The organism is Chryseotalea sp. (assembly GCF_057350905.1).
Genome location: NZ_JBMRCF010000008.1, coordinates 153,874 through 177,347 on the forward strand (window position 1 = coordinate 153,874; position 23,474 = coordinate 177,347).

A 23,474-nucleotide genomic window follows, 5' to 3' on the forward strand; every position below is an offset into this window, starting at 1 on the left:
GATATACTCTCATTATAGTTCTCAGAGTCCTTACGCTCATCCTACACACGTGCCAAGTGACTCTGAGAAGGAGAAATTCACCACTCTTGCCAAGCAAGGCTACGAAGGATGAAACGGAAAACATTCTTTTAATCTCAGTTAATTAGGTAACAGTGATGTTAGTTGCCAACAGTATTCTCTCAATTTTCGTCAATGATAAGTCCAAACTCCATTACTCCCGGAATTCTGTCTATTTGCACATTATGAGTTACTATAAACTTATATTCTCCTGCCTCAGTAAACTTTATGTTCTCATTCACTAGTGTCTCAAGGTCGCACATATCACCAGCACAGCTCCCAACATATTTTCCGGGTTCGTCCATGATTTTTAAATCATACTCCTTTATTTCCTCTTTACCAGACGGAGAAATTGACTTAACTGTTACAAGTAAATTGCTTAAACGAAATCCATAAATATGTCTTATTCCAAGACTTACATTGTAAGATTTGTCAATATTTTCAATAACTGGTTTAAATACAATTTCTTGTCCATAGTCCCAAGTATAGTTAGGGAAGGATTCTTTGTTATACTCCTTGTAGGTATTGCAAGCGGCTAATATTGAAATCACGGTCAGTGTTGTTAGTAAGGATTTCGCTTTCATTCGTTTCAGTTAGTTTGTGTCAAATATAAATACTCTGTTAATACTCCTACTCAGCCTTACCTGCAGGGAACGCTGAGCTTGACATGCTCTCGATCCTTACGCTCATCCTCCACACTTGCCAAGTGACGCTGAGAAAAATTCGTTAATAATTAGAAGTAGGAATTATTCATGGAAGGCGTTGACAGTAGTCGTTCTTTCATCACAATTTATTTATAGGCAGTCCTTTTTAATTTTTAATTCTTTCGGTAAAATAAATTCCTCTAATGATGCTCCAAATTCGGGATTTATAGGGTTACAATGTCCATGTATTTCAAGCTTTGTCGAATCGTTTAGAAGCTTGTCTGTTGGGATTACCACATTGTAATTTATCTCTGGAAAAGAAACCGTATAATAACCTTCTTCCAGTTTAAGATATCCGTTGAAAGTTTTTTTGAATGGTCTGTTAGGTTTAATAATTATTTCTACTATTTCTTTCTCTTCACGTCTGCCGATATTTTCAGCTAGTAGTTCGGCACAAAATTCTATTGAATCGCTTTTACATGGCATCTTTAGTCTTGACCAAATTGCCAGGTTTCTGTAGTTTGAATAAAGCTTAATTTTTTTCTCCTTCTGACTTGTTATGTTAACGGTCAATTCAATTGTATCGTTAGGACAGTATTCTGATTTATTCAAAGTAAAATATCGATTTGTGCCGTAGAAATCGTCAGTCTCTTTACATGATGAAAAAAGAATCAATGCATTAATAACGGTAAAAGTTAATCGTCTCACGTGTTGAAGGATTTGGATGTCGTCAAAAAAATGGCTGCTAACGCTTGATTATGAAGCATTTTTACTCCTACTCAGCGTTACCCGCAGGGAACCCTGAGCTTGATATGCGCTCCCTATGGTTCTCAGAGTCCTTACGCTCATCCTCCACACTTGCCAAGTGACTCTGAGAAGGAGAAGAAGAGGAAATTGTCCATTCGATATAACATATGTCAAATGGCCTTTATTAAAAGATAAATAAAAATAAAAAAGCAAAGAATCCCAATAACTAAGAATGTAGGTTTACTCCTACTCAGAGTTACCCGCAGGGAACTCTGAGCTTGATATGGCCTCCCTATAATTCTCAGAGTCCTTACGCTCATCCTCCACACTTGCTAAGTGACGCTGAGAAGGAGAAAGTAGCGGTTGGTGCAGGTAGTTGCATTAACTCAGTATTTTAGTAGTTATAGCAACTAACAAACACACAGCTCCAAATAAGAATAGCGTTTTATTAATTACTGACCATTCATTCCTGATTAGATCATTGTTTTCTTTACAGAGTATTTGAATCCGATCGCGCATTTCATGGTAGTTTTTCAGGGCTCCTTCAGATATGCTGATTTGTTTTCCGTCATTAGTTACCACAAAAGTCTGTTCAAATGTCCCATAGTGAGTCCACAAGGAATAAGTTTTGTAGCCTTTAATGTCGTTGATCTTCCAGTATCTTGTATAGAGCCCAAAGTAAGTAAGTCCGATATTCCCTTTGGCTTCGTCAATTGAGACAATTTTAAATAGGGTCAGACCAATAGACAATGTAAGAATGGCCAAAGCTCCAATAAAGATTAATCCAAAGAATCCAAGTCCACTAAAATCTATTGTAAGCGCCACCACAAACCCGACACTTACCAGACCTAAAAATAGCCCACATACAACACAAAGAAGATTTGTAATAATAACCCATGTTTTGATTTCAGATCTCATATGCTCATGCAATTCCTTACAAGGTTTATGTATGCTTATTTTCTCCACTTTATTTTTTCCGTCACCGTTGTGGATTACTCCCACTCAGCGTTACCCGTAGGGAACTCTCAGCTTGATATGCTCTCCTTATCCTTATACGCATCCTCCAAACTTACCAAGTGACTCCGAGAATAAGAGAATTCTACCAACTCAATTTCGGATTGGGTCTCTTTACTTTATATTGTCTTTCTCCAGGCTTTGAAATTATCAGTCCCGTAATATTATTAGCCTTAAACTTCTCTACAAGGCGATCAGAAATATATGTCATCCAAGAAAGGGATGGAATTTCGAAGACGTCAAGTGAGTGATCAAAATTGTTATTGAAGAAAATTTGTTCCGATTCAAAGTGTCCAATTTGAGATTTTTGTAACTCACCATATTCCGACTCAAAACCTTTTATTGGTTTAAAACTCGGATCATTGTAATCAGTTATCTCTGTCAGTCGTTGATTTATCTGTCTATTCTTTATGAGTATTTGTTTGAATTCTTCTGCACTTCGAATGTTTAATTTAATCTTTTCATCAAATCCTATTTTTGCATAGATTTCTGTTTTTTCGAAATCAATCCAATCTAGACTGTCGTTCAGTTTAATAAAATCATAAGAAAAAGCGTAGTATTTTTTATTCAACTTTATCCGGAACAGTTTCATCCATAGAATCCCAAAAGTTCTGTACAAAGTCACTTTATAAAATCTGTGTACTGGAAGGTTAAATTCCTCAAGAAGTCGTTTTGTTCTTTCGGAAACACAATATTTATCTATAGGCCCAAAAACAAAATCATTACGTTTGTTGAATTCATTATTATGAGATAGTTCTTGCTCCAAAAACGGCTCGTTGTCTGGGAATGATTTATTTTCTTCAATGTGTTTTCTGAAGTAGCTTTGTGATCTTTCGCTGTCCCAATCATATGTCTGAGGAAACTCAGCGGCACTCTCGTCAGAAACTTCCATCACATGATATGTATTCCTAATTGTCATAATTGATTATTGCCTACAACACTTGGCTATGAACCGTTGCCTTTATCAGTTAAAAAATTACTTAATCCTACTCAGCGTTACCCGCAGGGAACGCTGAGCTTGATATGCTCTAGATATGGTTCTCAGAGTCCTTACGCTCCTCCTCCACACTTACCAATTGACGCTGAGAAGGAGAGAAAAACTTATACTTAAACTTCAACCCGTCATTGGTTATGGCTGGAGTTAGGCACAGTACATTTATTTAAATAGTACTGTCTTTATCTTGCTGAAGAAGGGTATTAAAGGTGGCCACTCCCAATCCAGGTTCGGATTCAATCTCCTTTAGAAACTCAGCAACAAAATGCCTAAGAGAAATAATAGGGATAGTGCTAGTTTCATTTTCATCCGTCCATATGTGAGTTACACCGTACAAAGGTCTGTGGTCCTTACGATCGTTGTAGCAATAGGTGATTTCACCCCTATTAACGTTCATTGCAGGTAATGTCCAGCAAACCAATAAATCGATCTCTGTTGGGTTCTTCTTTCGTTGCTCAAAGTCATCTATTAAATCAGCAAATTGGTGCTTAAACTCTATAACTTTTAATTGTCCTGCCTGCATTCTTTCGTTATCTCTGAAACTAAAAATGTCCTTAATATCTTTAAGTTTAAGGTCATCCTTCTCAATATCAACTAAGCCATCATATCGTGCGAAACCAGAAAGAGCGAACAACTTATATCCCTTCAACATTTTATTACAAACGCAAGATGTGAATAGGGCAATCACATCATTTTCACTTTCAGGATCAATGAAAATTGGTGGTATTAATCCCTTATTCTCAAATAATTTTCGTACAGTAGAAGTAGTTGTTTTACTTCTTACAGAATTTCGCCATTCATCAAGATCAGACGAGATTGGAGGTCTATCTTTCTTTCGTAAGCACCACCTGTAGTCGGATATTTTATTCATTATCCTAACCCCGATTTTTCTGATTACTTCTGTTATGATTTCATTTGAGGGAATTTTTCGGCCAGTGTCTAATTCTAAACCCTTAAAGGCTATCACAGCGTGAGTCTGTCTATTCAGTCCTTGTAAACTTGTTAAATCAAAATCCATCATTCTACCCTGAGGGACATTATCAACAACTATTCTGATTCCGTATCGTAAGAGAGCTGTTCTAGTTCCAAGTCTTCGATGAACTTCTTTAAGGACTTCCGTTGAATATGAAAAAAATAAATCAACAAAATCAAGGTGAGCGTTAATTAGTTCACTCTCTTCCTCATTAAAATCGATCTCCATTGCTTGAATATCGTTCTTACTCCACGTAGTGTGAAGAGCCTGGTATTTGCTTTTATGCTTAAATGATTGACTTGGTGAAGTAGAGTCTATAACTGATACTTCCTGCTGAACGGCAAAAACTTTCCAAGGAAAAGGATATCCAAGCGTTTTAGCCTCCCTATTAAAGTCACCAAAAGTGCATTCAGTTTCATAGGTCTCCCTTCCAGTATCTAAAATAAACTTTACTTTAATATTTAAGTGCGAAATGTCCTTTATTTGACCGATTGCAGTCTTTATGCAGAAAAAGTTTACCCAATTACTTAATTCATTTTCGTATGACTCCCCAACAATTACAATATTGTTTAGAGATTTTGGTTTTAGAGAATTATGCAAGTAATAACAAACTGTTGTTCCTTGCTCGTCTACAATATTTGAAAGAACATTCTCTGGAAAATCTACTTTATTAGAAACGACTGGTTCTGGTTCTGTCTCATTCATAATCCAGGAATAACTACCCTTGACAGAAAATGAGGATGTCTGACCAGTTGCATCTTTTGATTTTACAGATATTCTCTCTGAACTCGCGAAAAAAAAGGAAGCGCCAACACCTTTATAGCCAATTGATTTTCCCATCTGTTTTAAATGGGAAAATCCTGGGATTGTAAATTTTGACATTGTAACTGGGTTCATTCCAATTCCATTGTCATTCACTGCAAAGTAATGCGTATCGTTTATACGTCTACCAATAAATATTTTGATTATTGGTTGATCTTTATTTGTGTATTTCTTAGAGCTAATAGCCGTAAGAGTGGCATCAAATGCATTTTGAATAATCTCTGAAAAAACGTCTGCTTCATCTGCGTAAGAGGTAAGTAGGTTTTTCAAATCATTTTTCCTTAATTTTTTTGCTTCTTCAGAAGTCAATTGTTCATTTAGTCCAAATACATTCATTTTGCATATGTTTGTTTGTATTGTGCCTAACGTTTAGCAATTTGTAGTGGCGGCTTTAGAAATTGTAATTGTCCAGCATTACTAAACGTGATTGCGAAGATAAAAATTTATACTTACTAATCAGCTTTTATTGATTATAGCTTTTATTGGTGTTAGTTACACTACTTAATCTTTGGTCTGAAAATAAACAAAGCGTTTTGTAAGTTGGCCTCATTTTTATTGAATATCGAATAAAACTTCTTTCCTTTTTCGTTTCGATACTCCAATATCAAAATGAATTCTCTTTTATCTAATGGATACTGTGTATCAATTTCTCCTCTTCTAAATTGTAGTCCCGTTGGTTCGTTAACATATTCTCTTAACCAAGAAAATTTTAGTCGGATTTCCTGTTTAGCTGAGAGATTGTTATGCTGGGGGAGTTTTTCTACTGCATCAAAAACAACACCTTTTGGGTAGTCAATGACTAAATTGTATGAATCGTGCTTTGAGTTATTTTTAATAACAAGTTCTCCTCTCCATGCAATTTCGTCAATTGCATTCGGAATTTTAGGAACAATCGTTTTAAGTGCTACTTTATCCAAATAAATATATAGTTTCGGGCGACTGAAATAAAAGTCTATTAACGGACTGAATATCCAATTCCCTAGTCGTACCACCCACGAAATACTAATATATTCAGTCATTGGTCACTTTTCTTGTTCTTAGTTCTGTGTCGTTCTGGTAAATGGCACACAACGCCCATATATACTCAACTGTTATACATATTTCACTTATCTCAACTCCAAAAGGTATACATACACAACACCATCAAAACCTTTTATTCAACACTGCCTCCCGAGCCCACCTGCTTGTTGTACTACTAATATCGCCAACTTTTATTCACTTCTGCAAATCTGTAACTTTTAATTCAGGCATAGCCACAAAAAACAAAAGCGCTTTATGCTTTCGCATAAAACGCCTTTCTATAAATCTTCAATCAATCTTATCCGTAGATCTCGTTAAGCACTTTGGCTAAACGTACACCGCTTTGTTGCAGGCGTAGCTTTACTATATCAAAATACTTGTAGGCATATTCGTAACCCATTTTGCCATCGCCATAATCGTAAACCTGCTTGCGGTAACTGATGCTTTCTTTCGCCCAATCGCGCACGCTGGCGGCCTGCCACTTGCTTAAATCGTTGGCTGCCGGTGAACCTATCCAGTTGGCCAGTTCAGAGTAGCTCAGGCTTTTGTCGTCAATCATATCGCTGTCCCACACGCGGTGCAAATTGCTGTCGGCACGGAACCACATTACTTTTACATTATTGCCTCCACGGTCGGGGCCAATACCCACATGCAAAGGCTGGTGTATGTCACCTACTAAATGCACGAGCATTTTTACGCGTATCGTTTCTTCTTTACCACTAAACTTGCCCGACTTCAGCTCAGCAATAATTTGTTCTATGGCAGCGATAACGTCCCCCTTAGGGTTTTTCTCACTTTGCTCATAGCTTTGTCCATCGGGCACTGTTACCCAATGCCAGTCGTTGGCGTAGCGGAAAGAGGTATCCGACCTGATCTCGTCCATCCAGGTGCTGGTCATGGCTAATGACTCGCCCTTTAAAATCCGGTTAAGTTCTTTCTTTGCTTTTTTAGAAAGGTGCCTTTCAGCCAGCAAGCCCATAGCACGATGCCCCGTTTGTCCCCAGCCAAAAGCCTGCAGGGAAACGAAGACCAAAAGGAGAATACGCATACACATTTTCATCGGTAAATCAATTTAGCGGTAAGAGCAACCGGAACCTCCGCATCGTTATACACTAGGTCAGAACGCTGCTTTACCCGGTTTCATCATGCAAATTTCTACTAAAAGTCAGTAATGCAAAACCACTCCACATAAATTAACTTATATTTCATGTGTTTATCATCTTACCTTAAGAACGGGCGCAAGGCCCGACTAAGATTTGCTGGTGAATACTATTTATAGGGGCATTTCATAAACAATATAGTTATGTCGCAAACCATTAAACTCAGTGCCTTTCTTGTGGCCAACCAGTTGGACATAAAGGGTATTAAAGCTTTTTTGGAAGTAAAGCCTAATTCAGACAGTTCCTCAGAACTTTTTTATAAACTGAGCGAGCACAAATACCAATACTATTTCAATTTCGGTGTAGTGCTTTTCTGCGGATTTGCCGAAGAGGAAATGAAGTATGCCGTTAAAACCATTCATGCTTTTCAGCGCACACCCCTGGCGTCTTCACTGCGCGATGATTTTCTGATTGAAGTAGAAACAGCAGGCACCACCAAGTTTGAGTTCGACAAGATGACGGTGAGCCGCATTGACGATCAGGTTATTCGCATTGCCATGTTTAACCTGGCACAATCGCTGGCCATAGACCATCACCACATTGTTGCCGAAAATTTATTGCGCGAAGTGAAGGGCTTTGCCACCCAGCTGGAGCAAACAGGTACTTTAAAAATCGGCAGAAAAAACATGCTGCGTTTTTTAGGGCGTGCCCTCAACACCCAAAACGACATTGCCGAAAACATTTACATTTTTGATGCCCCCGAACTGGTGTGGGACGATGAGTACCTGGATAAATTAAATCAGGGTCTCACCAAGCATTTTGATTTGCGCATGCGTTTCTCCGAACTGGAATACACGCTGCGCATTATAGAAGATAACCTGACTGTATTCAGAGAAATCTATAACCAGAAAGAAAGCAGTCGCCTGGAGTGGATCATCATCATCCTGATTTTATTTGAAGTGTTCGATCTGATCATCAGTAAAGTACTTCACTTATTTTAATGGCCATCATTAAAAACATAATGATTACCTGCGAGCATGGGGGCAACCAGATGCCTGTACGCTACCGCACGCTTTTTGATGAAAGCAGTTTACAAAAAAATAATGCCTGGGATGAAGGTGCACTGGACCTTGCACTTTCACTTGCTGAAAACATGGATGTGCCCTGCTTTACACACCAGACTTCGCGTTTATTGGTAGACGTTGATCTGTCGCTGGGCAGTGAGTCTTTATTTGGTTTGAGTACTTCATTGCTGGGCGATGCTGACAGGCAAAGTATTTTGGAACGCTATTATTTTCCCTATCGCCTGCGCATAGAAAATACCGTTGCCATGAGCGACAAGCCTTTGCTGCATGTTTCCATGCATACTTCGGCAATTCAAGGTGCTGATGTGGTGATTGTTTTTAACAGTGAGCGATTGCTGGAAAGGGAAGCTGTTGAGATACTGATGGAAGCTTTACAACATGCACCGCAAAATATTCCCTTCGCTTTTCAGGATGTAGCCGGTCTTACTGATGCAGGTTTTGTACAATACCTGCGCACCCGCTTTGATGATGAGGCTTATGCAGGTATTACTTTGGTGGTTCATCCGCTGCTAAGCACGCATGAAAATTTGTTGGTGCTTACAGAACAACTGAGCAAAGCCTTAACTCTCCTGCGCAGCTGAGTCTTTAAGATCGCGCAATAAGTCTTGTAGCTTTACTAAATGATTCCCGTATAATTTTTTGAGGTACCATTTGGTAAACAGCAGGGAGGTGGTCATGATAACGGCTGTGGCAATCAAAAGCCGAATAATAATTTCAGGTTCTGTTAAGCGATGCAGAAAATTATCGAAGCCTCTTTCAATGGCTGCAAATAAAATACCCAGTGCTAAATAAACCGGATACAATACGAGATAGCTGCTTTTATAAAATTGCAGGTAGGCTTTTAAGTCCTTGATCAGGTTCTCCAGATTTTCGCGGATGTTTTGTTGCGAGGGATCAAAATGGTTGAGTAACTGAATTTTTTTAACGTAATACACCAGGTACGCTAAAAACAAAAGCAATAAAGAAACAATGGACCACTTCATGGCACCACTTTTCAGTGTAAAAGAAAAGTAAAGCATGATCACCCCAAATACAATGGTGATGGTTAACTCAAACCAAACGCTCCGTTTCAATTTGGCTACAATAGAATTACTGCTACCCTTAATCATGGACGCAATTTCATCAGCCTCCTTGGCGGGATAGCTTTGCGTTTTCTGCCATATCGATTTTAAATCATCCAGTTCCATTTTACGGAGTCATCAATTTTTTTATTTTTTCGCGTATGCGGTTCATGCGCACGCGTACATTGTTCTGCGTTATCCCTATCGTTTCAGCAATTTCTTCGTAGGGTATTTCGTCCAGCGCCATCATAATCATGGCACGCTCTATTTCAGTAAGCTGGCGTATGGCCCACTGCAGTTTTTGATAATTCTCTTCAAGCGTATCGTCACTATCATCCGAAAAGTTAAAATGCCTCTCGCGGATATCTTCTGTTTTAATAGACCTGCCTTGCTTGCGTAAACCTGAAATGGCGGTGTTCAGGGCAATGCGATACATCCAGGTGGTAATCTTCGCTTCACCCCTGAATGTTGGGAAAGAGCGCCACAATTGCAGTACAATTTCCTGAAAGAGATCGTTGCGCGCATCACGGTCGTTCGCATACATCATGCAGACCTTATGGATAAGACCCTGATTTTCGTTAATAAGATTTACGAAAGGTTTTTCTGTTTCGACCACGCAGCTATGCGATTCAAGTTGATATGTCGAAAGATACTAAAGAAAATTACAGTGATCCTTATAATTGACAATTGACAATGTACAATTGAGAATTTTTGGATTGGGGCTTAATGCTTTTTCTCTTCTACGCGTTCCAGGTTGAACAGGTCGTTCAGCACTTCGGTAAGCGATTCGGCATCGCCACGCTTGCAGGCAGCCTTGAGTTGAAGCACAGGGTACTTCAATATTTTCTGCATCAGCGAGCGGCTCATTTCTTCGAGCTTCTCTGCTTCTTCAGGTTTGGCATTTTTTAAGAAGCGGGCAATTTCTTCTTTGCGGATTTGCTCCAGTGTTTGCTTAAGCTTCTGAATAGTAGGCGATACTACCATTTCTCTTGACCAGTCTTCGAAGTCGGCCATTGCCTGGGCAATGATGCCCTGTACCATAGGAATAGAAGCTTTTCTGCGCTCTACCGTCTCGTTGGTTTTCTCCTGAATGTCGTCAAGGTTATAGACAATCACACCCGGAATTTCTTCCAGCGTTGCCTCCACACTGCGGGGCATCGATAAATCGATGAAGAACTTGTGCGAAACAATATTCACTTGCTTCAACAATTCTTTATTAATCAGCGGGCTTTCGCCTGATACCGAGCTAACGATCACATCGGCCTGTTGAATTTCAGTCAGCAGGTTTTCAAGGCCACCAAATTTAAAACCACACTTCGTTGCCAGCTTTTCAGCCTTATCAATCGTGCGATTAAGTACAGTCACATTTTTAAAGCTCGACTCCTGCAGGTTCAGGCACACATCCTGACCAATTTCACCCACACCTACTACCAATACTTTCGGATCGCGGTAGCCCGTGGTAACATCTTCTGCCAGTTCTTTGGCTGCATAGGAAATTGAAGCTGCCCCATCGCGGAAAGCAGTCTCTTGCACCACGCGCTTGTTGGCAAAAAATATGGTGTGCATAAGCCTGTGTAAAAACGGCCCTGCCATGTTTTCATCAGCTGTCCACTGGTAGGCATTTTTTACCTGACCAGAAATCTGCAAGTCACCCACTACCTGGGCGTCCAGGCCGATAGACACCTCAAAAAGGTGCTGAACCGCTTCCTTATCGCTTAATTTTTGAAAGTATGGAGCCAAATCAATTGCCAGGCCTTTAATCAGGCTTAAGCCACTAAAAATTTCAGTGGCATGGTCTTTCTCAGAATTATAATAGATCTCCGTACGGTTGCAGGTAGAAACCACCAAAACATCGCTGGCGGTGGTGAATTCGCGTACAAATTTCAATAATTGCTTTACGCCAGCCTCATTCAACGACACCAATTCCCTGACTGCCACCGGGGCAGTCTTGTAAGTCAGCACTAAAGATTTAAAATTCCCGTTCATCGAAGCACAAAAGTAAGGTCTGTGACGCTATTCAGCGTGACGAAAATCACAAGAAACATTATTTAGAATTAGTTTAAACAAGCTGAAAATGAAGATTTTGTATAGCAATGCGGGCTTGTTATTTTAGTTGTCGGGTGGGATACTTTACACTATGAAAATTCAGAAAATCGTGCGCAACTTCTTCGGCTTTTCCCGGGCCGAAACCAATGGCTTTCTGGTGCTGATGCCGCTCATGATCTTTGTCATTTTCTCCGAACCGCTCTACCGAAACTGGCGTGCACGCGCACCACTCGACCTGAAAGACGAAACCTACAAGCTTGACAGCCTGGTACAGCTGATGGCTATGACAAAAACGGAAGCTACACGCAAGGTATCCCCTACGCTATTTTCATTCGACCCGAACAAGGCCACACAAGCCGAGTTGCTTGCCCTCGGGTTTGGTAAAACACTGGCAGCCCGCATCGAAAACTATCGGAATAAGGGCGGTGAATTCCGTGTAAAAAAAGACTTGCTCAGGCTTTACGGCATGGACAGCACTTTATACCTGCAACTACAGCCTTATGTGCTTCTACCCGAAAGCCTGGCGAAGCCGGAAAAGTTTATCGCTGAAAAGAAAAGCACTGCTAGAATCGAAAAAGTAAAAAGTGATTTGAACCAGGCAGATACCAGTGCGCTTAAAAAAGTATATGGCATCGGTGAAAAACTATCGCTTCGTATTATTAATTACCGAAATAGCCTGGGTGGTTTTATACAAGTAAGTCAGCTGCGCGAAGTTTACGGGCTGGATAGTGTAGTAGTAGACAGAATACTGCAACACTTTTTTGTACCCGATGCAGTTGAGCCTAACAAAATCAATATTAACACGGCCAGTGAAGAAGTGCTGGCCAAACATCCCTACATCAAATACAAAAATGCCAAAGCGATTGTAGCGTATCGTTACCAGCACAAAAGTTTTACAAGTGTGGAAGAACTGCTCAACATAAAAGTGATTGATCAGAATGCTTTCGACAAGATGAAACCTTATCTCTCGGTGAGTGAGTGATTTGCATAACGCGCCATTTCTAAACCAATCATGCTCTTCTTACGCACAGGCTGCCAGCGGTATTCTCCTAAAATACCATCCTTGCGAATAACACGGTGGCAGGGAATTAAGTAGGCAATGTGATTTGCCCCTACTGCAGAACCAACTGCCTGCAAAGCATTTGGATTGCCCACACTTGCTGCTACTTGCTGATACGTGGTTACCGCACCCACTGGAATGCGCAACAAAGCCTCCCACACTTTTACCTGAAAGTTGGTGCCTTTTACCAGCATGTGCAGCTTTTGTTCATTTCTGTTTTGTGCAAAAATAGTATCTGCAAAAATCTGTGTGGCATTCCTGTTTTCTACCAACACGGACTGATGCCAGTGTGCCTGCATGCTTGCTATGGCCACTGAACGATCGGCATCTGCCTCCACAAAAGAAAGCCAGCACACACCGCGTTTGGTTACGCCAATCAGTGCCAGGCCAAAAGTGGTTTCATGAAATCCATAGTCAATCTGCAACCCTGCTCCGCTCTGTTTATATTCCTGGGGCGTTACCGCTTCTAAAGAAGTGAAGAGATCGTAGATACGCGCCTGTCCGGAGAGTCCGGCCTCTTCAGCGAGTTCAATTAAATTACGCGACTCAGTTAGTTTTGCTTTTAAAAAATCAACCGTTAAAAATTGCATGAAGCGTTTCGGACTAATGCCCGCCCACTCGCTGAACAAACGCTGAAAATGGTAAGGGCTCACCGCGGCCTCCTCGGCCACTTCAAGCAAACTGGGCTGTTTCAGGAAGTTTTCTTCCAGGTATACAATGGCCTTTTCTATGCGCTGATAATTTACTTCTTCCTGGGTAGCCATACTTAAAGCTATACAATTATGGCATCAAAAATCATGAGATTTTAGCATCTTCTCAACCGAAAACTTGCTAATGTTCATTCAGCAATGGCTTATCTTAGCAGGAGATAAATGCAACATAATGGTTGATCCACAACCTTCCATATACTGGCTGGGCTTACGCATCGATGAACCCATCACAACACTGACAGACTTGCTAGTGAGTGCCGTTTGCTTTTATGCCTGGTACAAACTAGGTAAGCATACCGCTAAAACAAAAAGCCTGATTTACTTTCGCTATTATTTTTTATTGATGGCCCTGGCCACACTGCTCGGTGGTTTAATTGGTCATGCTTTTTTGTATGCCTTCAGTTTCAGCTGGAAATTACCGGGTTGGATTGTGAGTATGTTTTCGGTTGCACTTATCGAGCGCTCGGCAATCGATTATGCGAAAACGCATGTGCCTGAAAAAGTGGGTAAGTTCTTTCTCAACTTAAATATTGCAGAACTGATCACCATCATGTCTATAACACTTTACACACTTAATTTTAAGTGGGTTGAGTTTCATTCTGGTTATGGCTTGCTCGCCATTGTTTTTCCTTTTCATGCATATGTGTATTACAAAACAAAAAATACAGGTAGTCGCACCATCATCATTGCAGTTGCCATTGCTTCAGTAGCCGCGTTGGTTTTTATGAATAAAATTGCTCTGCACACCTGGTTCAACCACCTCGATATCAGTCATACGCTAATGGCGCTTGCGGCTTATGTCTTTTACCGCGGAGCACTCCAGTTGTATGGAGCAAAAGATTAATACGCTGGGAACAAAATATTTTTTTATTGGTTTTCAAAGAGATCAATAATTTTGTGCTGACATGAAACTCACTCCTGACATAAAGCTTAAAAAATTAATTGTTGTTGGCGATCGTGTGCTGATCAAGCCGGCAAAAAATGCCGAGAGAACAGCCAGTGGCTTATACCTGCCACCCAGCGTACAAGAAAAAGAAAAAATCCAAAGCGGTTATGTTATTAAAGTCGGCCCCGGCTATCCGCTTCCTTTGCCGGCAGACGATGACGATCTTTGGAAAGGCAAAGAGGATCAGATAAAATATTTGCCCTTGCAAGCACAGGAAGGTGACCTGGCTATTTTCTTACAAAAAGGTGCCATTGAGGTTATGTATGAAGAGGAGAAATACTTCATTGTACCACAAGCCTCTATCCTCATGTTAGAACGCGAAGAAGACCTGTAGTAAAATGAAAGGTTTGTCATTCGATGTTTTGCGCACGGCTAAAAAGTATAAGCTGATCAATTATGGAGAGCGCCACGATTTTATCATTGAAGATATTTTATCCAATGGTGATTTTCGGGTAAAAGATATTCACACCCTGGAGCGCTACTTGCTTAAAGATTTAATCCGCTACGGCAAAGGGCCTGATTTCGAGATACGGGAATTAGATTGCTGATTTGGCACACCAGTGCAAAATTGAATAGGCCGGCAGGCAATTTTTGTTAGACTTTTTGCCCTTGCTTTCGTTTCTTTGCGTCTCTTTTCACCAATCGGTGCGCTTAAAACAAGATAATTATGCAGGATTTAAAGATTTCACTTATTCAGTCCGATATTAATTGGGAAGACGTTGGTGCTAACCTGGCCATGTTTGAAGAGAAAATCTGGAGAATTTCCGGTCCAACAGACATTATTGTGCTTCCTGAAATGTTTACCACTGGCTTCACCATGAATGCCGCTAAGCATGCAGAAATGATGAACATGCGTACCTCCAAATGGATGCGCCAGATGGCTGAACAAACGGGGGCCTTAATTTTAGGCAGTTACATTTGCAACGTACACGATCGTTATTACAACCGCCTGTTGTGGATGGAACCCAACGGCCAGCATAAGAGTTACGATAAGCGCCACCTTTTCAGAATGGCGAATGAACACAAAGTATATTCTCCTGGAGAGAGTACCCTGGTGGCTACCTGGAAGGGTTGGAGAATTTGTCCGCAAATCTGTTACGATCTGCGTTTCCCTGTGTGGAGTCGCAATCGTTTCGATCATGAAACACAAAAATTAAATTACGATGTGCTACTGTATGTAGCCAACTGGCCGCAAATCCGCATCAATGCCTGGGAAACTTTATTGAGAGCACGTGCTATTGAAAACCTGAGTTATGTAGTAGGTGTAAACCGCGTAGGTACAGATGCTGATGGCATGGAGTACAACGGTAACTCAGCTGTGATTGGTCCTAAAGGCGATACGATTTTTTCTATTGACGGTGTTGAAGCCGAGAAGACCATAGAGTTGAGCGCGAATGCACTATTATCTTTCCGCGATAAATTTCCTGCTTACCTGGATGGTGATGATTTCTCCATTGAACAGGGTGAGTTTGAAGAAGATTTTTTGTAGTACATCCGAGAGAATAGCTACTTGTTAAGAAACTTTAACCTAAGCAGATATCTAACTATTTACTAAACGAAAAATGCTTCTCCCGATTTATCGGAAGAAGCATTTTTTATTTCAGCGTTTGTAATCAATGAATTAACTCATCATCAGATCAACGAATCAAGATCATCTTCAAATTATTCTACCGTTACACTCTTTGCCAGGTTTCTTGGTTGATCAACATTGCAACCACGCATAACAGCAATGTGGTAAGAAAGTAACTGTAGCGGCACTACTGATACCAGTGGCATTAATGGATCTAAAGTAGCCGGAACCTCAATTACATAATCAGACATTTTAGGAATAAGGGTGTCACCTTCTGTCACTACAGAAATTACCCTTCCCTTTCTTGCTTTCACTTCCTGAATATTTGAAACAACTTTCTCGTAAGAACTGTCTTTGGTGGCAATAAATACAACAGGCATTTCGGCATCAATCAAAGCGATCGGGCCGTGTTTCATTTCTGCAGCCGGATAGCCTTCTGCGTGTATGTACGAAATCTCTTTTAATTTTAATGCACCTTCCAGTGCAACAGGGAAATTGTACCCACGACCTAAGTACAGGAAGTTGGTAGAGTCTTTAAATGCTTCAGCAATTGTTTTAATCTGTTCGTTGAGCTTTAAGGCAGTTTCAACTTTAGATGGAATATTCTCCATCTCAGTAAGCATCTCGTGATACTTCTGTTCAGTGATGGTTCCTTTCTTATGTGCTACACTAAGTGCGATCATATTCAACACAGTAAGCTGCGCAGTAAATGCCTTGGTGCTGGCTACACCAATCTCAGGCCCTGCGTGTGTGTAGGCACCAGCATGTGTAGCACGCGGTATAGAAGAACCCACGACATTACATACCCCAAAAATGATGGCGCCTTTGGATTTAGCTAATTCGATTGCTGCTAAGGTATCGGCTGTTTCCCCTGATTGAGAAATAGCAATCACTACATCACCCTCGCGAATAACCGGATTTCTGTAGCGAAATTCGGATGCATACTCAACTTCAACAGGTATCCTGCAGAATTCTTCGAAGAAATATTCTGCTACTAGCCCAGCATGCCATGAAGTACCACAGGCTACAATCAGAATTCTGTCTGCATTAACCAGCTTATTGATGTACTCACGCAAACCGCCTAGGATGAGACGACCAGAGGTAGAGTCTAATCTTCCACGCATACAGTCATGAATAGAGCGTGGCTGTTCAAAAATCTCCTTGATCATGAAGTGATCATAGCCACCCTTCTCAATTGCTTCCAGTTCTAAATCAACTGTTTGCACATAAGGTGTCAGCGGAAGATTGGCAGTGTTCTTTACTGTTAACTTGCCATTGTTGATGATGGCAATTTCCTGATCATTCAAATAGATAACCTCATTGGTATATTCAATAATAGGAGTTGCATCAGAAGCCATGAAGAATTCATCCTTACCAACACCAATAACTAAGGGGCTTCCTTTACGAGCAGCAATTAGCAGATCCGGATCTTCAAGTGACATTACAACAATTGCATAAGCTCCTACTACTTTGGTTAAAGCAAGTCGCACGGCTTCATCTAAAGAGCACTTTTCATTTTCTTTAATATCTTCAATGAAGTGAATGAAAACCTCTGTGTCAGTTTCACTTTCGAAAACATGGCCTTTTCTGATGAGCTCTTGTTTTAGTGAGCTGTAATTCTCTATAATGCCATTGTGAATAATGGCCAGCTTCTTGGTTGCAGAATAATGCGGGTGAGCATTTTCATCATTGGGTTCACCATGGGTAGCCCAACGTGTATGTCCCATACCGATGGTACTGTTCAGATTTTTGTCTTTTAAAAAAGACTCTAACTCAGCAACTTTTCCCTTTTTCTTATATACGTTAAGACCCTTGTTCAGCAAAGCTATACCTGTGCTGTCATAGCCGCGATACTCCAGTCTTTTTAAACCTTTTATAATTATTTCTGCCGCTTGACGCTGGCCTACATATGCAACTATGCCGCACATAAATTATTCGTTTTGGGTTGGAATCGTGTAGAAAATTTTAAGCTTAAGGTTTTCCTTATTGAAGGAAAGTCTGTTAACACTTTTTGCAGCAAATGGATTCCCGGGGTAAAGAACAAAATTTACAAATCTTGATTTAGTTATGTTAAGATCTGTATTCGATTCTTGTTCGGCCAACTCCTGCATAAACAATGTTATAAAGCTACTGTAGCTTTTTGTGGTACTGTTATACGTTAGTTGAGCAAAGCGATCTTGCCTGTCATCCACTATGCCAAGGGCATTGGCTTTGCTTATTTTAGAAGTAATCTCATCTGCTGAAATAGCGGTGGATAACGACCTTACCTTGTTATTATAGAACACCAGATCGAGACTATCCTGTTTTGATTGATCATATGTCTTCAATCTGTTGACATCGTTTAAAGCCTGAAGATAAAGCGATTGTGGAGGCCTGAAAGACTGAGGCTCATCAATGCTTCCGATAGATAATTCTGCAGAGTTGATAACCAGGTTTTCAATGGTATCACTGAATTCTAAAAATTTAGAAATATCAAGTTTAGTAACTACAGGAACGCCCGATTGAATGAATAATTTACTAGGGTTCGATGGCACAAACTCAGTATAAGGAGTCGTTAATCCCGCAAGAGAAGATGAGCTACGATCTGCCATAACTCTACTGGCAGAGGCAAGCCCAAGAGCAGCTGTGCTGTTGATGTAGTAATTATAAACCAGTGTATCTGTGGTGGTGTGATAGTGTAAGGCTATACGAGTAGAATCAGATAGGGATATACCGAATACCTTACTGTTGTTGTTACCTATGATTGCCAGGCCTTTGAATATTTTAGAGAAGTCATCGAAATCAGTGAAATTACTATTGGTGACATCCCAATTATTAAAAAGTTCAAGTCCAAAATTCTGATCAATCCTGACATCCGCTGTAATAATCGTATCTGCGGTGAAGGGATCATCAAGTTCTTCATTGAACAAGGCAGGTTTTATAATTTCGCTACCAACGCCTAATGGTGTCGGATCATATGCCACGGATGATACTGTATAATAATCGTTACCATTACGAAAGGTCATAACTTCCGTTAATCTATGCACTGAAAATGATTCTGTGCTGGAAGAAGCACTTCCATAGTGATATAAATCCAGTCGAAGATGTAAGGTGACAGAATCATACACGGCCCCCGTTGGCTTTACTGTAGCGGTGCTTGAGGGTCTTATTTGTGCATACGCTTCTGCCGTAATCCGACCAAAAACAGGATCTTCATAACTTCCCACGAGCAGGCGATTGGTTGGATCGCTGGCATAATTAGAAGTCCGTAATGAATCGAAGAGCACTACACTCGATTCAATGGGAATTTCAATATAAGCGACTTTAAATTTTTGATTTTGATTTCGGAAACCCAGTATGCTGTCGTCATCCAGGCACGCAAAAAGAAATAGCGCCACGACTGCAGACAGTCCCAGCGCTATACGTTTAACCCACAAGTTCATTATATAAATTGAAGTATGATTCGGTGTAATCTTGATCTTTACCTATTGTTTCTACTTTCTTCTCTTTCATTTTTTTGAAGAGATCATCGAGTTTTTTGTTTTCTCCGGCTACAATAACTGCATCCGAAAACTCAACACCCATTTTAATGAATCCTTCAAAGTCCGCTGATTTAAGCGAACCCAACATAGCATCTTCAATGTCGAGCATTTTCACTTTGTCCATAATATCTTCATTAAACTTATGGGTGAAGCTATTATTGTATATGGTGAAAACTGTTTTTGCATTTTTAAACAACGGATCATTTTTATAGGTTGTTTTTAAATACAATGGAATAAAGCTGGTAATCCAGTCATTGCAATGAACAATGTCTGGTGACCATCCTAATTTACGCACGGTTTCAATGGCGCCCTTACAAAAGAAGATGGCACGCTCATCGTTATCTGCATAAAACTTGTTTTCCTTATCGTGGAAAACAGATTTGCGATGGAAGTAATCTTCATTATCAATAAAGTAAACCTGCAGCTTGGCATTAGGAATAGAAGCCACCTTGATAATAAGGGGTTTTTCTTCATCGCCCACCGGAATATTTATACCTGACAAACGTACAACTTCGTGAAGTCTGTTCTTACGTTCATTAATGATGCCGAAACGAGGCACCAGAATCCTGATCTCCATACCCTTCTCTTGCATAGCCTGAGGTAATTTGCGGACAAAGTCAGCAACCTCTGAGGTCTGCAAAAAAGGATTAATCTCACTAGCCACATAAAGGATTCGAATTTTTGACATACTACACTATTTAATTACAACACGTACCAGAACGGGAAATTGAGGTACAAAAGTACAAAAAAAGGGCCCCTCGTTCAAGATAAGTTCTAAATAAGCCTATATTTGCGGCCTTTAAAACCAGCCCCATATGGACATTTTCCGCGAAATAAAGCCACTGAGGGCCTTTTTACGCGAAAAGAATAAAGCCGGTTTTCTTATCGGTTTTGTGCCAACCATGGGTGCTTTACACCAAGGACACCTTTCCCTTATTGAAGCTTCGAAAAAAGCAGGCTGTTTTACAGTCTGTTCTATTTTTGTTAATCCCGCTCAATTCAATAATGCCGATGACTTGAAAAAGTATCCGCGCACCATTGAAGAGGATGTTAAATTACTGAAAGAGGTTAAATGTGATGTGTTGTTCTCACCAACTGCGGAGGAAGTCTATCCACACAAAAGCAATACGCACTTCGATTTTGGATCATTAGGTACTACTATGGAAGGTGAGTTCAGACCGGGACACTTCAGCGGGGTAGCATTAGTAGTTTCTAAACTCTTTCATATTGTAGAACCTGATCACGCCTTTTTTGGTCAAAAGGATTGGCAACAATTTACCATTATCAACCAATTGGTAAAGGATCTGAATTTCAACATTCAGCTTCATCCTATTCCAACACTCAGAGAGCATGACGGACTGGCCATGTCTTCACGCAACCAACGTCTCACAGAAGCACAAAGAACTAAGGCAATAATCTTCTACGAAGCTTTACTGGATTGCCAGTCAAGATTGGGAGATGGTGAAAAGCTTGATAAGATCCTTCCGTCAATCAAAAATAAAATTGAGCAGGATGCAGAGTTGCGCCTCGAATATTTACAATTAGCCAATCGCGAAAACTTATCTTCCTTAAATAGCGTTGAAGAACCAAACCGCGCTGTGCTTTGCATTGCTGGTTTTGTGGGTGATGTCCGCTTAATTGACAACATCTTGCTTTAAAACAAAATGATTTTTCTTGTATGTTAATAGAAGTTTTAAAATCTAAAATTCACCGGGCCAAACTTACACAGGCGGAACTTCACTATGTTGGTAGCATTACCATTGATGAAGACCTGATGAATGCCGCCAACTTCATTGAAGGAGAAAAGGTAACGGTAGTGAATGTAAACAATGGTGAACGTTTAGAGACCTATGTTATCAAAGGCGAGCGTGGCTCCGGGCAAATTTGTCTAAACGGTCCTGCTGCGCGCAAAGCTGCCGTTGGTGATTTAGTGATTATTTTCTCTTATGCCCAAATGGAGTTTGAAAAAGCTAAGCAATTTAAACCAACGCTTGTTTTCCCAACACCCGATAATAAACTAGCCTAGGCTATCATGACGAAACGCTTCCGGTCTGTACTTCAATATGCGCTACTGCTGGGAGCAACCGTTTTCTTAGTTTGGTTTTCCTTGCGTGGTATTCGTGTAGCCGGCACTGAGAATACCTTAACAGATAAATGGTCGTACTTATATAAAACATGGCAACTGTCTGATAAAGGTTGGTTGTTGTTGATGGCTGGTCTTTCCATGATCAGTCACTTAATTCGTGCTGAGCGTTGGCGCATGTTGCTCGTCTCTGCCGGAAGTAATACTACTTTGCATCAATCTTTTTTGTCATTATTAATCGGTTATTTGGTTAACCTCGTCATTCCACGTGGAGGAGAAATCAGTCGCTGCTATAATATTCAGCAACTCAATAAAACCTCAATTGAGGTTTCGTTAGGCACAGTAGTGATGGAACGCATTATTGATGTGTTGTGCCTGCTGGTTGTACTCACCATTACTTTTTTGCTTCAAGCCGACAGACTCTTCGCCTTTATTAACTCACTGCCTTTAGGTGGTGGCAACTCCAATGTTGGGAAATTATTCGTTGTACTGACTATTGCTGCCATTTTTTTTGGCGTTCTGGCATGGTTCCTTTGGAGAATGCCCAAGGTAAAGGCATGGCTTCAAAAAATATTTATTGGATTTAAAGAAGGCTTGCTCTCTGTCTTGAAACTGAAACGTCCGGGGTTCTTTATCATCTACTCAATTGCCATCTGGATTTTGTATTTTATCATGAGCTATACAGTGATGCTTGCTTTCCCTGCGACCCATACGTTAGGTCTCGGAGCAGTCTTAAGCATTTTTGCCTTGGGTGCTATAGCCATGGCAGCGCCCCTGCCTGGTGGGGCAGGTGCCTATCATACATTGGTTCCCGCTGGTATTACATTTTTATATGCCCTTTCCATCAATGACGCCACAGCCTTTGTTTTTGTCTTTCATGCCTGGCAAACCCTTATTATGATTGTGGCAGGAGCCATCGCCTTAATGCACAGCTCTTTTTTGGCCAAAAAACTGTAAATCACGCCTTAGTGCGGTTTAGTAAAGCGCTGTAGCATCGCCTTTGCCGAAGGAGCTTTATGATCCTGAGTTTACCTCCAATCCTTTTCAAAAGGGGTGTGGATATGGAAGCTTATCAAATGGCATTGAGATACATAAAATAAATCATGTCTTTTTGTCACTTTTAAAGATTTGGTGCGTTGATTGTTTCTTAAGAGATTTACAGAAAATCAACAAACAACTATGGGATTTGGCGCATTAATTATCGGGGTGTTCTTTATGGTCATAGGCATGATCGTAAGCAGCCGTTTAAAAAGTAAGTTTCAGCAATATTCACAGATTCAGCTAACAAAAAACTTAACCGGTGCGGAAATCGCGCGCCTGATGTTAGCCGATAGTGGTATTCAGGATGTGAAGGTGATTTGTGTGGATGGGCAACTGACTGACCACTACAATCCAATGGACAAAACAGTTAACCTAAGCCAGGATGTGTACCACGGACGTAACGCAGCAGCTACTGCCGTTGCGGCTCACGAATGCGGCCATGCGGTGCAACATGCAACAGCATACAGCTTTTTGCAATTGCGTTCAGCAATGGTGCCAGTGCAAAACGTAAGTGGCAAGGTGATTAACTTTGTGATGATGGCGATGATGTTTGGTGCCTTTACGGCTTCCAGCTTTTTGCCAATGAAGACAGCTTTGTTAATCATCATTGTGTGTTATGCAGTATTTGCGCTTTTCGCATTGATCACTTTACCGGTAGAATTTGATGCCAGCAAGCGTGCTTTGGCCTGGGTGGATGCCCGTGGCATTGTTACCCGCCAGGAACACGATATGGCCAAAGATGCTTTAAAGTGGGCTGCCATGACTTATGTGGTTGCAGCCGTAGGTGCGGTAACTACCCTGCTTTACTATGTTATGATGTTTTTAGGTGCAAATCGCGATGAATAATTCGCCTCAAACGTTATGCTAACGTTTGTAACCTGAAAATACTGTTTATTTTTGCGGCCTCGACAGCAATGTCGGGGCCTCTTTTTTTGCTGCTCATGGTCTCCTCAGCCAAAACAGTAAAGAAAACCGAAACG

The 23,474-nt window shown here is 40.7% G+C and carries 25 protein-coding genes; 11 read left to right on the forward strand and 14 right to left on the reverse strand.

The window, feature by feature from the left end; genetic code table 11:
• Window positions 1–179: 179 nt before the first annotated feature.
• From ACO1XM_RS09015 to ACO1XM_RS09045, 7 genes are all read right to left on the reverse strand, one after another.
• Window positions 180–641: a gliding motility lipoprotein GldH gene (locus tag ACO1XM_RS09015; protein ID WP_486228058.1), complete on the reverse strand. Its 462-nt coding sequence runs from the start codon at window positions 639–641 to the stop codon at window positions 180–182.
• Between the two features lie 210 nt (window positions 642–851).
• Window positions 852–1,313, reverse strand: coding sequence for a hypothetical protein (locus ACO1XM_RS09020; RefSeq protein ID WP_486228060.1), 462 nt, complete (start codon window positions 1,311–1,313; stop codon window positions 852–854).
• A gap of 516 nt (window positions 1,314–1,829) precedes the next feature.
• Window positions 1,830–2,366: a hypothetical protein gene (locus ACO1XM_RS09025; RefSeq protein ID WP_486228062.1), complete on the reverse strand. Its 537-nt coding sequence runs from the start codon at window positions 2,364–2,366 to the stop codon at window positions 1,830–1,832.
• Window positions 2,367–2,547: 181 nt separating this feature from the next.
• A complete protein-coding gene (locus ACO1XM_RS09030; protein WP_486228064.1) occupies window positions 2,548–3,354 on the reverse strand; it encodes a hypothetical protein in 807 nt (268 codons plus the stop codon).
• Window positions 3,355–3,622: 268 nt separating this feature from the next.
• Window positions 3,623–5,587 (reverse strand): ATP-binding protein, encoded by a 1,965-nt coding sequence (locus ACO1XM_RS09035; RefSeq protein ID WP_486228066.1) that lies wholly within the window; start codon window positions 5,585–5,587, stop codon window positions 3,623–3,625.
• 161 nt (window positions 5,588–5,748) lie between these two features.
• Entirely contained in the window at window positions 5,749–6,168 is a 420-nt protein-coding gene (locus ACO1XM_RS09040; protein WP_486228068.1) for a hypothetical protein, read from the reverse strand.
• A 401-nt stretch (window positions 6,169–6,569) separates the two neighbouring features.
• Entirely contained in the window at window positions 6,570–7,319 is a 750-nt protein-coding gene (locus tag ACO1XM_RS09045; RefSeq protein ID WP_486228070.1) for a S1/P1 nuclease, read from the reverse strand.
• Between the two features lie 255 nt (window positions 7,320–7,574).
• On the opposite strand from ACO1XM_RS09045, the gene ACO1XM_RS09050 reads away from it, so the two are divergent.
• Together ACO1XM_RS09050 and ACO1XM_RS09055 are read left to right on the forward strand one after the other, a co-directional pair.
• Window positions 7,575–8,372 carry an RMD1 family protein gene (locus tag ACO1XM_RS09050; RefSeq protein WP_486228072.1) on the forward strand — a complete coding sequence of 266 codons (798 nt, stop codon included), beginning with the start codon at window positions 7,575–7,577 and terminating at the stop codon, window positions 8,370–8,372.
• Window positions 8,372–9,037, forward strand: a complete 666-nt coding sequence (locus ACO1XM_RS09055; protein WP_486228074.1) for an N-formylglutamate amidohydrolase — start codon at window positions 8,372–8,374, stop codon at window positions 9,035–9,037. Before ACO1XM_RS09050 ends, ACO1XM_RS09055 begins: the two co-directional genes overlap by 1 nt.
• Here ACO1XM_RS09055 and ACO1XM_RS09060 read toward each other — a convergent pair.
• From ACO1XM_RS09060 to hemA, 3 genes are all read right to left on the reverse strand, one after another.
• On the reverse strand, window positions 9,017–9,643 hold the full coding sequence (locus ACO1XM_RS09060; protein WP_486228076.1) for a hypothetical protein: 627 nt from the start codon (window positions 9,641–9,643) through the stop codon (window positions 9,017–9,019). The genes ACO1XM_RS09055 and ACO1XM_RS09060 overlap by 21 nt on opposite strands.
• Window position 9,644: 1 nt before the next feature.
• Window positions 9,645–10,133, reverse strand: a complete 489-nt coding sequence (locus tag ACO1XM_RS09065; RefSeq protein ID WP_486228078.1) for an RNA polymerase sigma factor — start codon at window positions 10,131–10,133, stop codon at window positions 9,645–9,647.
• 107 nt (window positions 10,134–10,240) lie between these two features.
• Window positions 10,241–11,503, reverse strand: coding sequence for a glutamyl-tRNA reductase (gene hemA / locus ACO1XM_RS09070; RefSeq protein WP_486228080.1), 1,263 nt, complete (start codon window positions 11,501–11,503; stop codon window positions 10,241–10,243).
• A gap of 151 nt (window positions 11,504–11,654) precedes the next feature.
• On the opposite strand from hemA, the gene ACO1XM_RS09075 reads away from it, so the two are divergent.
• On the forward strand, window positions 11,655–12,545 hold the full coding sequence (locus tag ACO1XM_RS09075) for a ComEA family DNA-binding protein (RefSeq protein WP_486228082.1): 891 nt from the start codon (window positions 11,655–11,657) through the stop codon (window positions 12,543–12,545).
• On the opposite strand, the gene ACO1XM_RS09080 is transcribed toward ACO1XM_RS09075, so the two are convergent.
• Window positions 12,524–13,387, reverse strand: coding sequence for a methylated-DNA--[protein]-cysteine S-methyltransferase (locus ACO1XM_RS09080; protein ID WP_486228084.1), 864 nt, complete (start codon window positions 13,385–13,387; stop codon window positions 12,524–12,526). The two genes, ACO1XM_RS09075 and ACO1XM_RS09080, sit on opposite strands and share 22 nt — an antisense overlap.
• A gap of 118 nt (window positions 13,388–13,505) precedes the next feature.
• Between ACO1XM_RS09080 and ACO1XM_RS09085 the strand changes: the two genes are divergently transcribed.
• From ACO1XM_RS09085 to ACO1XM_RS09100, 4 genes are all read left to right on the forward strand, one after another.
• Entirely contained in the window at window positions 13,506–14,177 is a 672-nt protein-coding gene (locus ACO1XM_RS09085; protein WP_486228086.1) for a DUF6962 family protein, read from the forward strand.
• A 61-nt stretch (window positions 14,178–14,238) separates the two neighbouring features.
• On the forward strand, window positions 14,239–14,613 hold the full coding sequence (locus ACO1XM_RS09090) for a co-chaperone GroES (RefSeq protein WP_486228088.1): 375 nt from the start codon (window positions 14,239–14,241) through the stop codon (window positions 14,611–14,613).
• Between the two features lie 13 nt (window positions 14,614–14,626).
• Window positions 14,627–14,827: a hypothetical protein gene (locus tag ACO1XM_RS09095; protein WP_486228090.1), complete on the forward strand. Its 201-nt coding sequence runs from the start codon at window positions 14,627–14,629 to the stop codon at window positions 14,825–14,827.
• 119 nt (window positions 14,828–14,946) lie between these two features.
• Window positions 14,947–15,768, forward strand: coding sequence for an amidohydrolase (locus ACO1XM_RS09100; RefSeq protein ID WP_486228092.1), 822 nt, complete (start codon window positions 14,947–14,949; stop codon window positions 15,766–15,768).
• Between the two features lie 173 nt (window positions 15,769–15,941).
• Here ACO1XM_RS09100 and glmS read toward each other — a convergent pair whose 3' ends face one another.
• The 3 genes from glmS to ACO1XM_RS09115 are packed head-to-tail and all read right to left on the reverse strand — an operon-like array spanning window position 15,942 to window position 20,058.
• Complete coding sequence (glmS, locus tag ACO1XM_RS09105) at window positions 15,942–17,777, reverse strand: glutamine--fructose-6-phosphate transaminase (isomerizing) (RefSeq protein ID WP_486228094.1); 1,836 nt, start codon at window positions 17,775–17,777, stop codon at window positions 15,942–15,944.
• Between the two features lie 3 nt (window positions 17,778–17,780).
• Complete coding sequence (locus tag ACO1XM_RS09110) at window positions 17,781–19,271, reverse strand: DUF4270 family protein (RefSeq protein ID WP_486228096.1); 1,491 nt, start codon at window positions 19,269–19,271, stop codon at window positions 17,781–17,783.
• Complete coding sequence (locus tag ACO1XM_RS09115) at window positions 19,255–20,058, reverse strand: glycogen/starch synthase (RefSeq protein ID WP_486228098.1); 804 nt, start codon at window positions 20,056–20,058, stop codon at window positions 19,255–19,257. The genes ACO1XM_RS09110 and ACO1XM_RS09115 overlap by 17 nt, the downstream gene beginning before the upstream one ends.
• 127 nt (window positions 20,059–20,185) lie before the next feature.
• On the opposite strand from ACO1XM_RS09115, the gene panC reads away from it, so the two are divergent.
• The 4 genes from panC to ACO1XM_RS09135 all read left to right on the forward strand — a co-directional run bounded on the left by panC (window position 20,186) and on the right by ACO1XM_RS09135 (window position 23,340).
• Window positions 20,186–21,028: a pantoate--beta-alanine ligase gene (gene panC / locus ACO1XM_RS09120; protein ID WP_486228100.1), complete on the forward strand. Its 843-nt coding sequence runs from the start codon at window positions 20,186–20,188 to the stop codon at window positions 21,026–21,028.
• A 20-nt stretch (window positions 21,029–21,048) separates the two neighbouring features.
• Entirely contained in the window at window positions 21,049–21,396 is a 348-nt protein-coding gene (gene panD, locus ACO1XM_RS09125; RefSeq protein WP_127123224.1) for an aspartate 1-decarboxylase, read from the forward strand.
• A 6-nt stretch (window positions 21,397–21,402) separates the two neighbouring features.
• Window positions 21,403–22,410, forward strand: coding sequence for a lysylphosphatidylglycerol synthase transmembrane domain-containing protein (locus ACO1XM_RS09130; RefSeq protein WP_486228103.1), 1,008 nt, complete (start codon window positions 21,403–21,405; stop codon window positions 22,408–22,410).
• 222 nt (window positions 22,411–22,632) lie between these two features.
• Window positions 22,633–23,340, forward strand: a complete 708-nt coding sequence (locus tag ACO1XM_RS09135; RefSeq protein ID WP_486228105.1) for a zinc metallopeptidase — start codon at window positions 22,633–22,635, stop codon at window positions 23,338–23,340.
• Window positions 23,341–23,474: the final 134 nt, after the last annotated feature.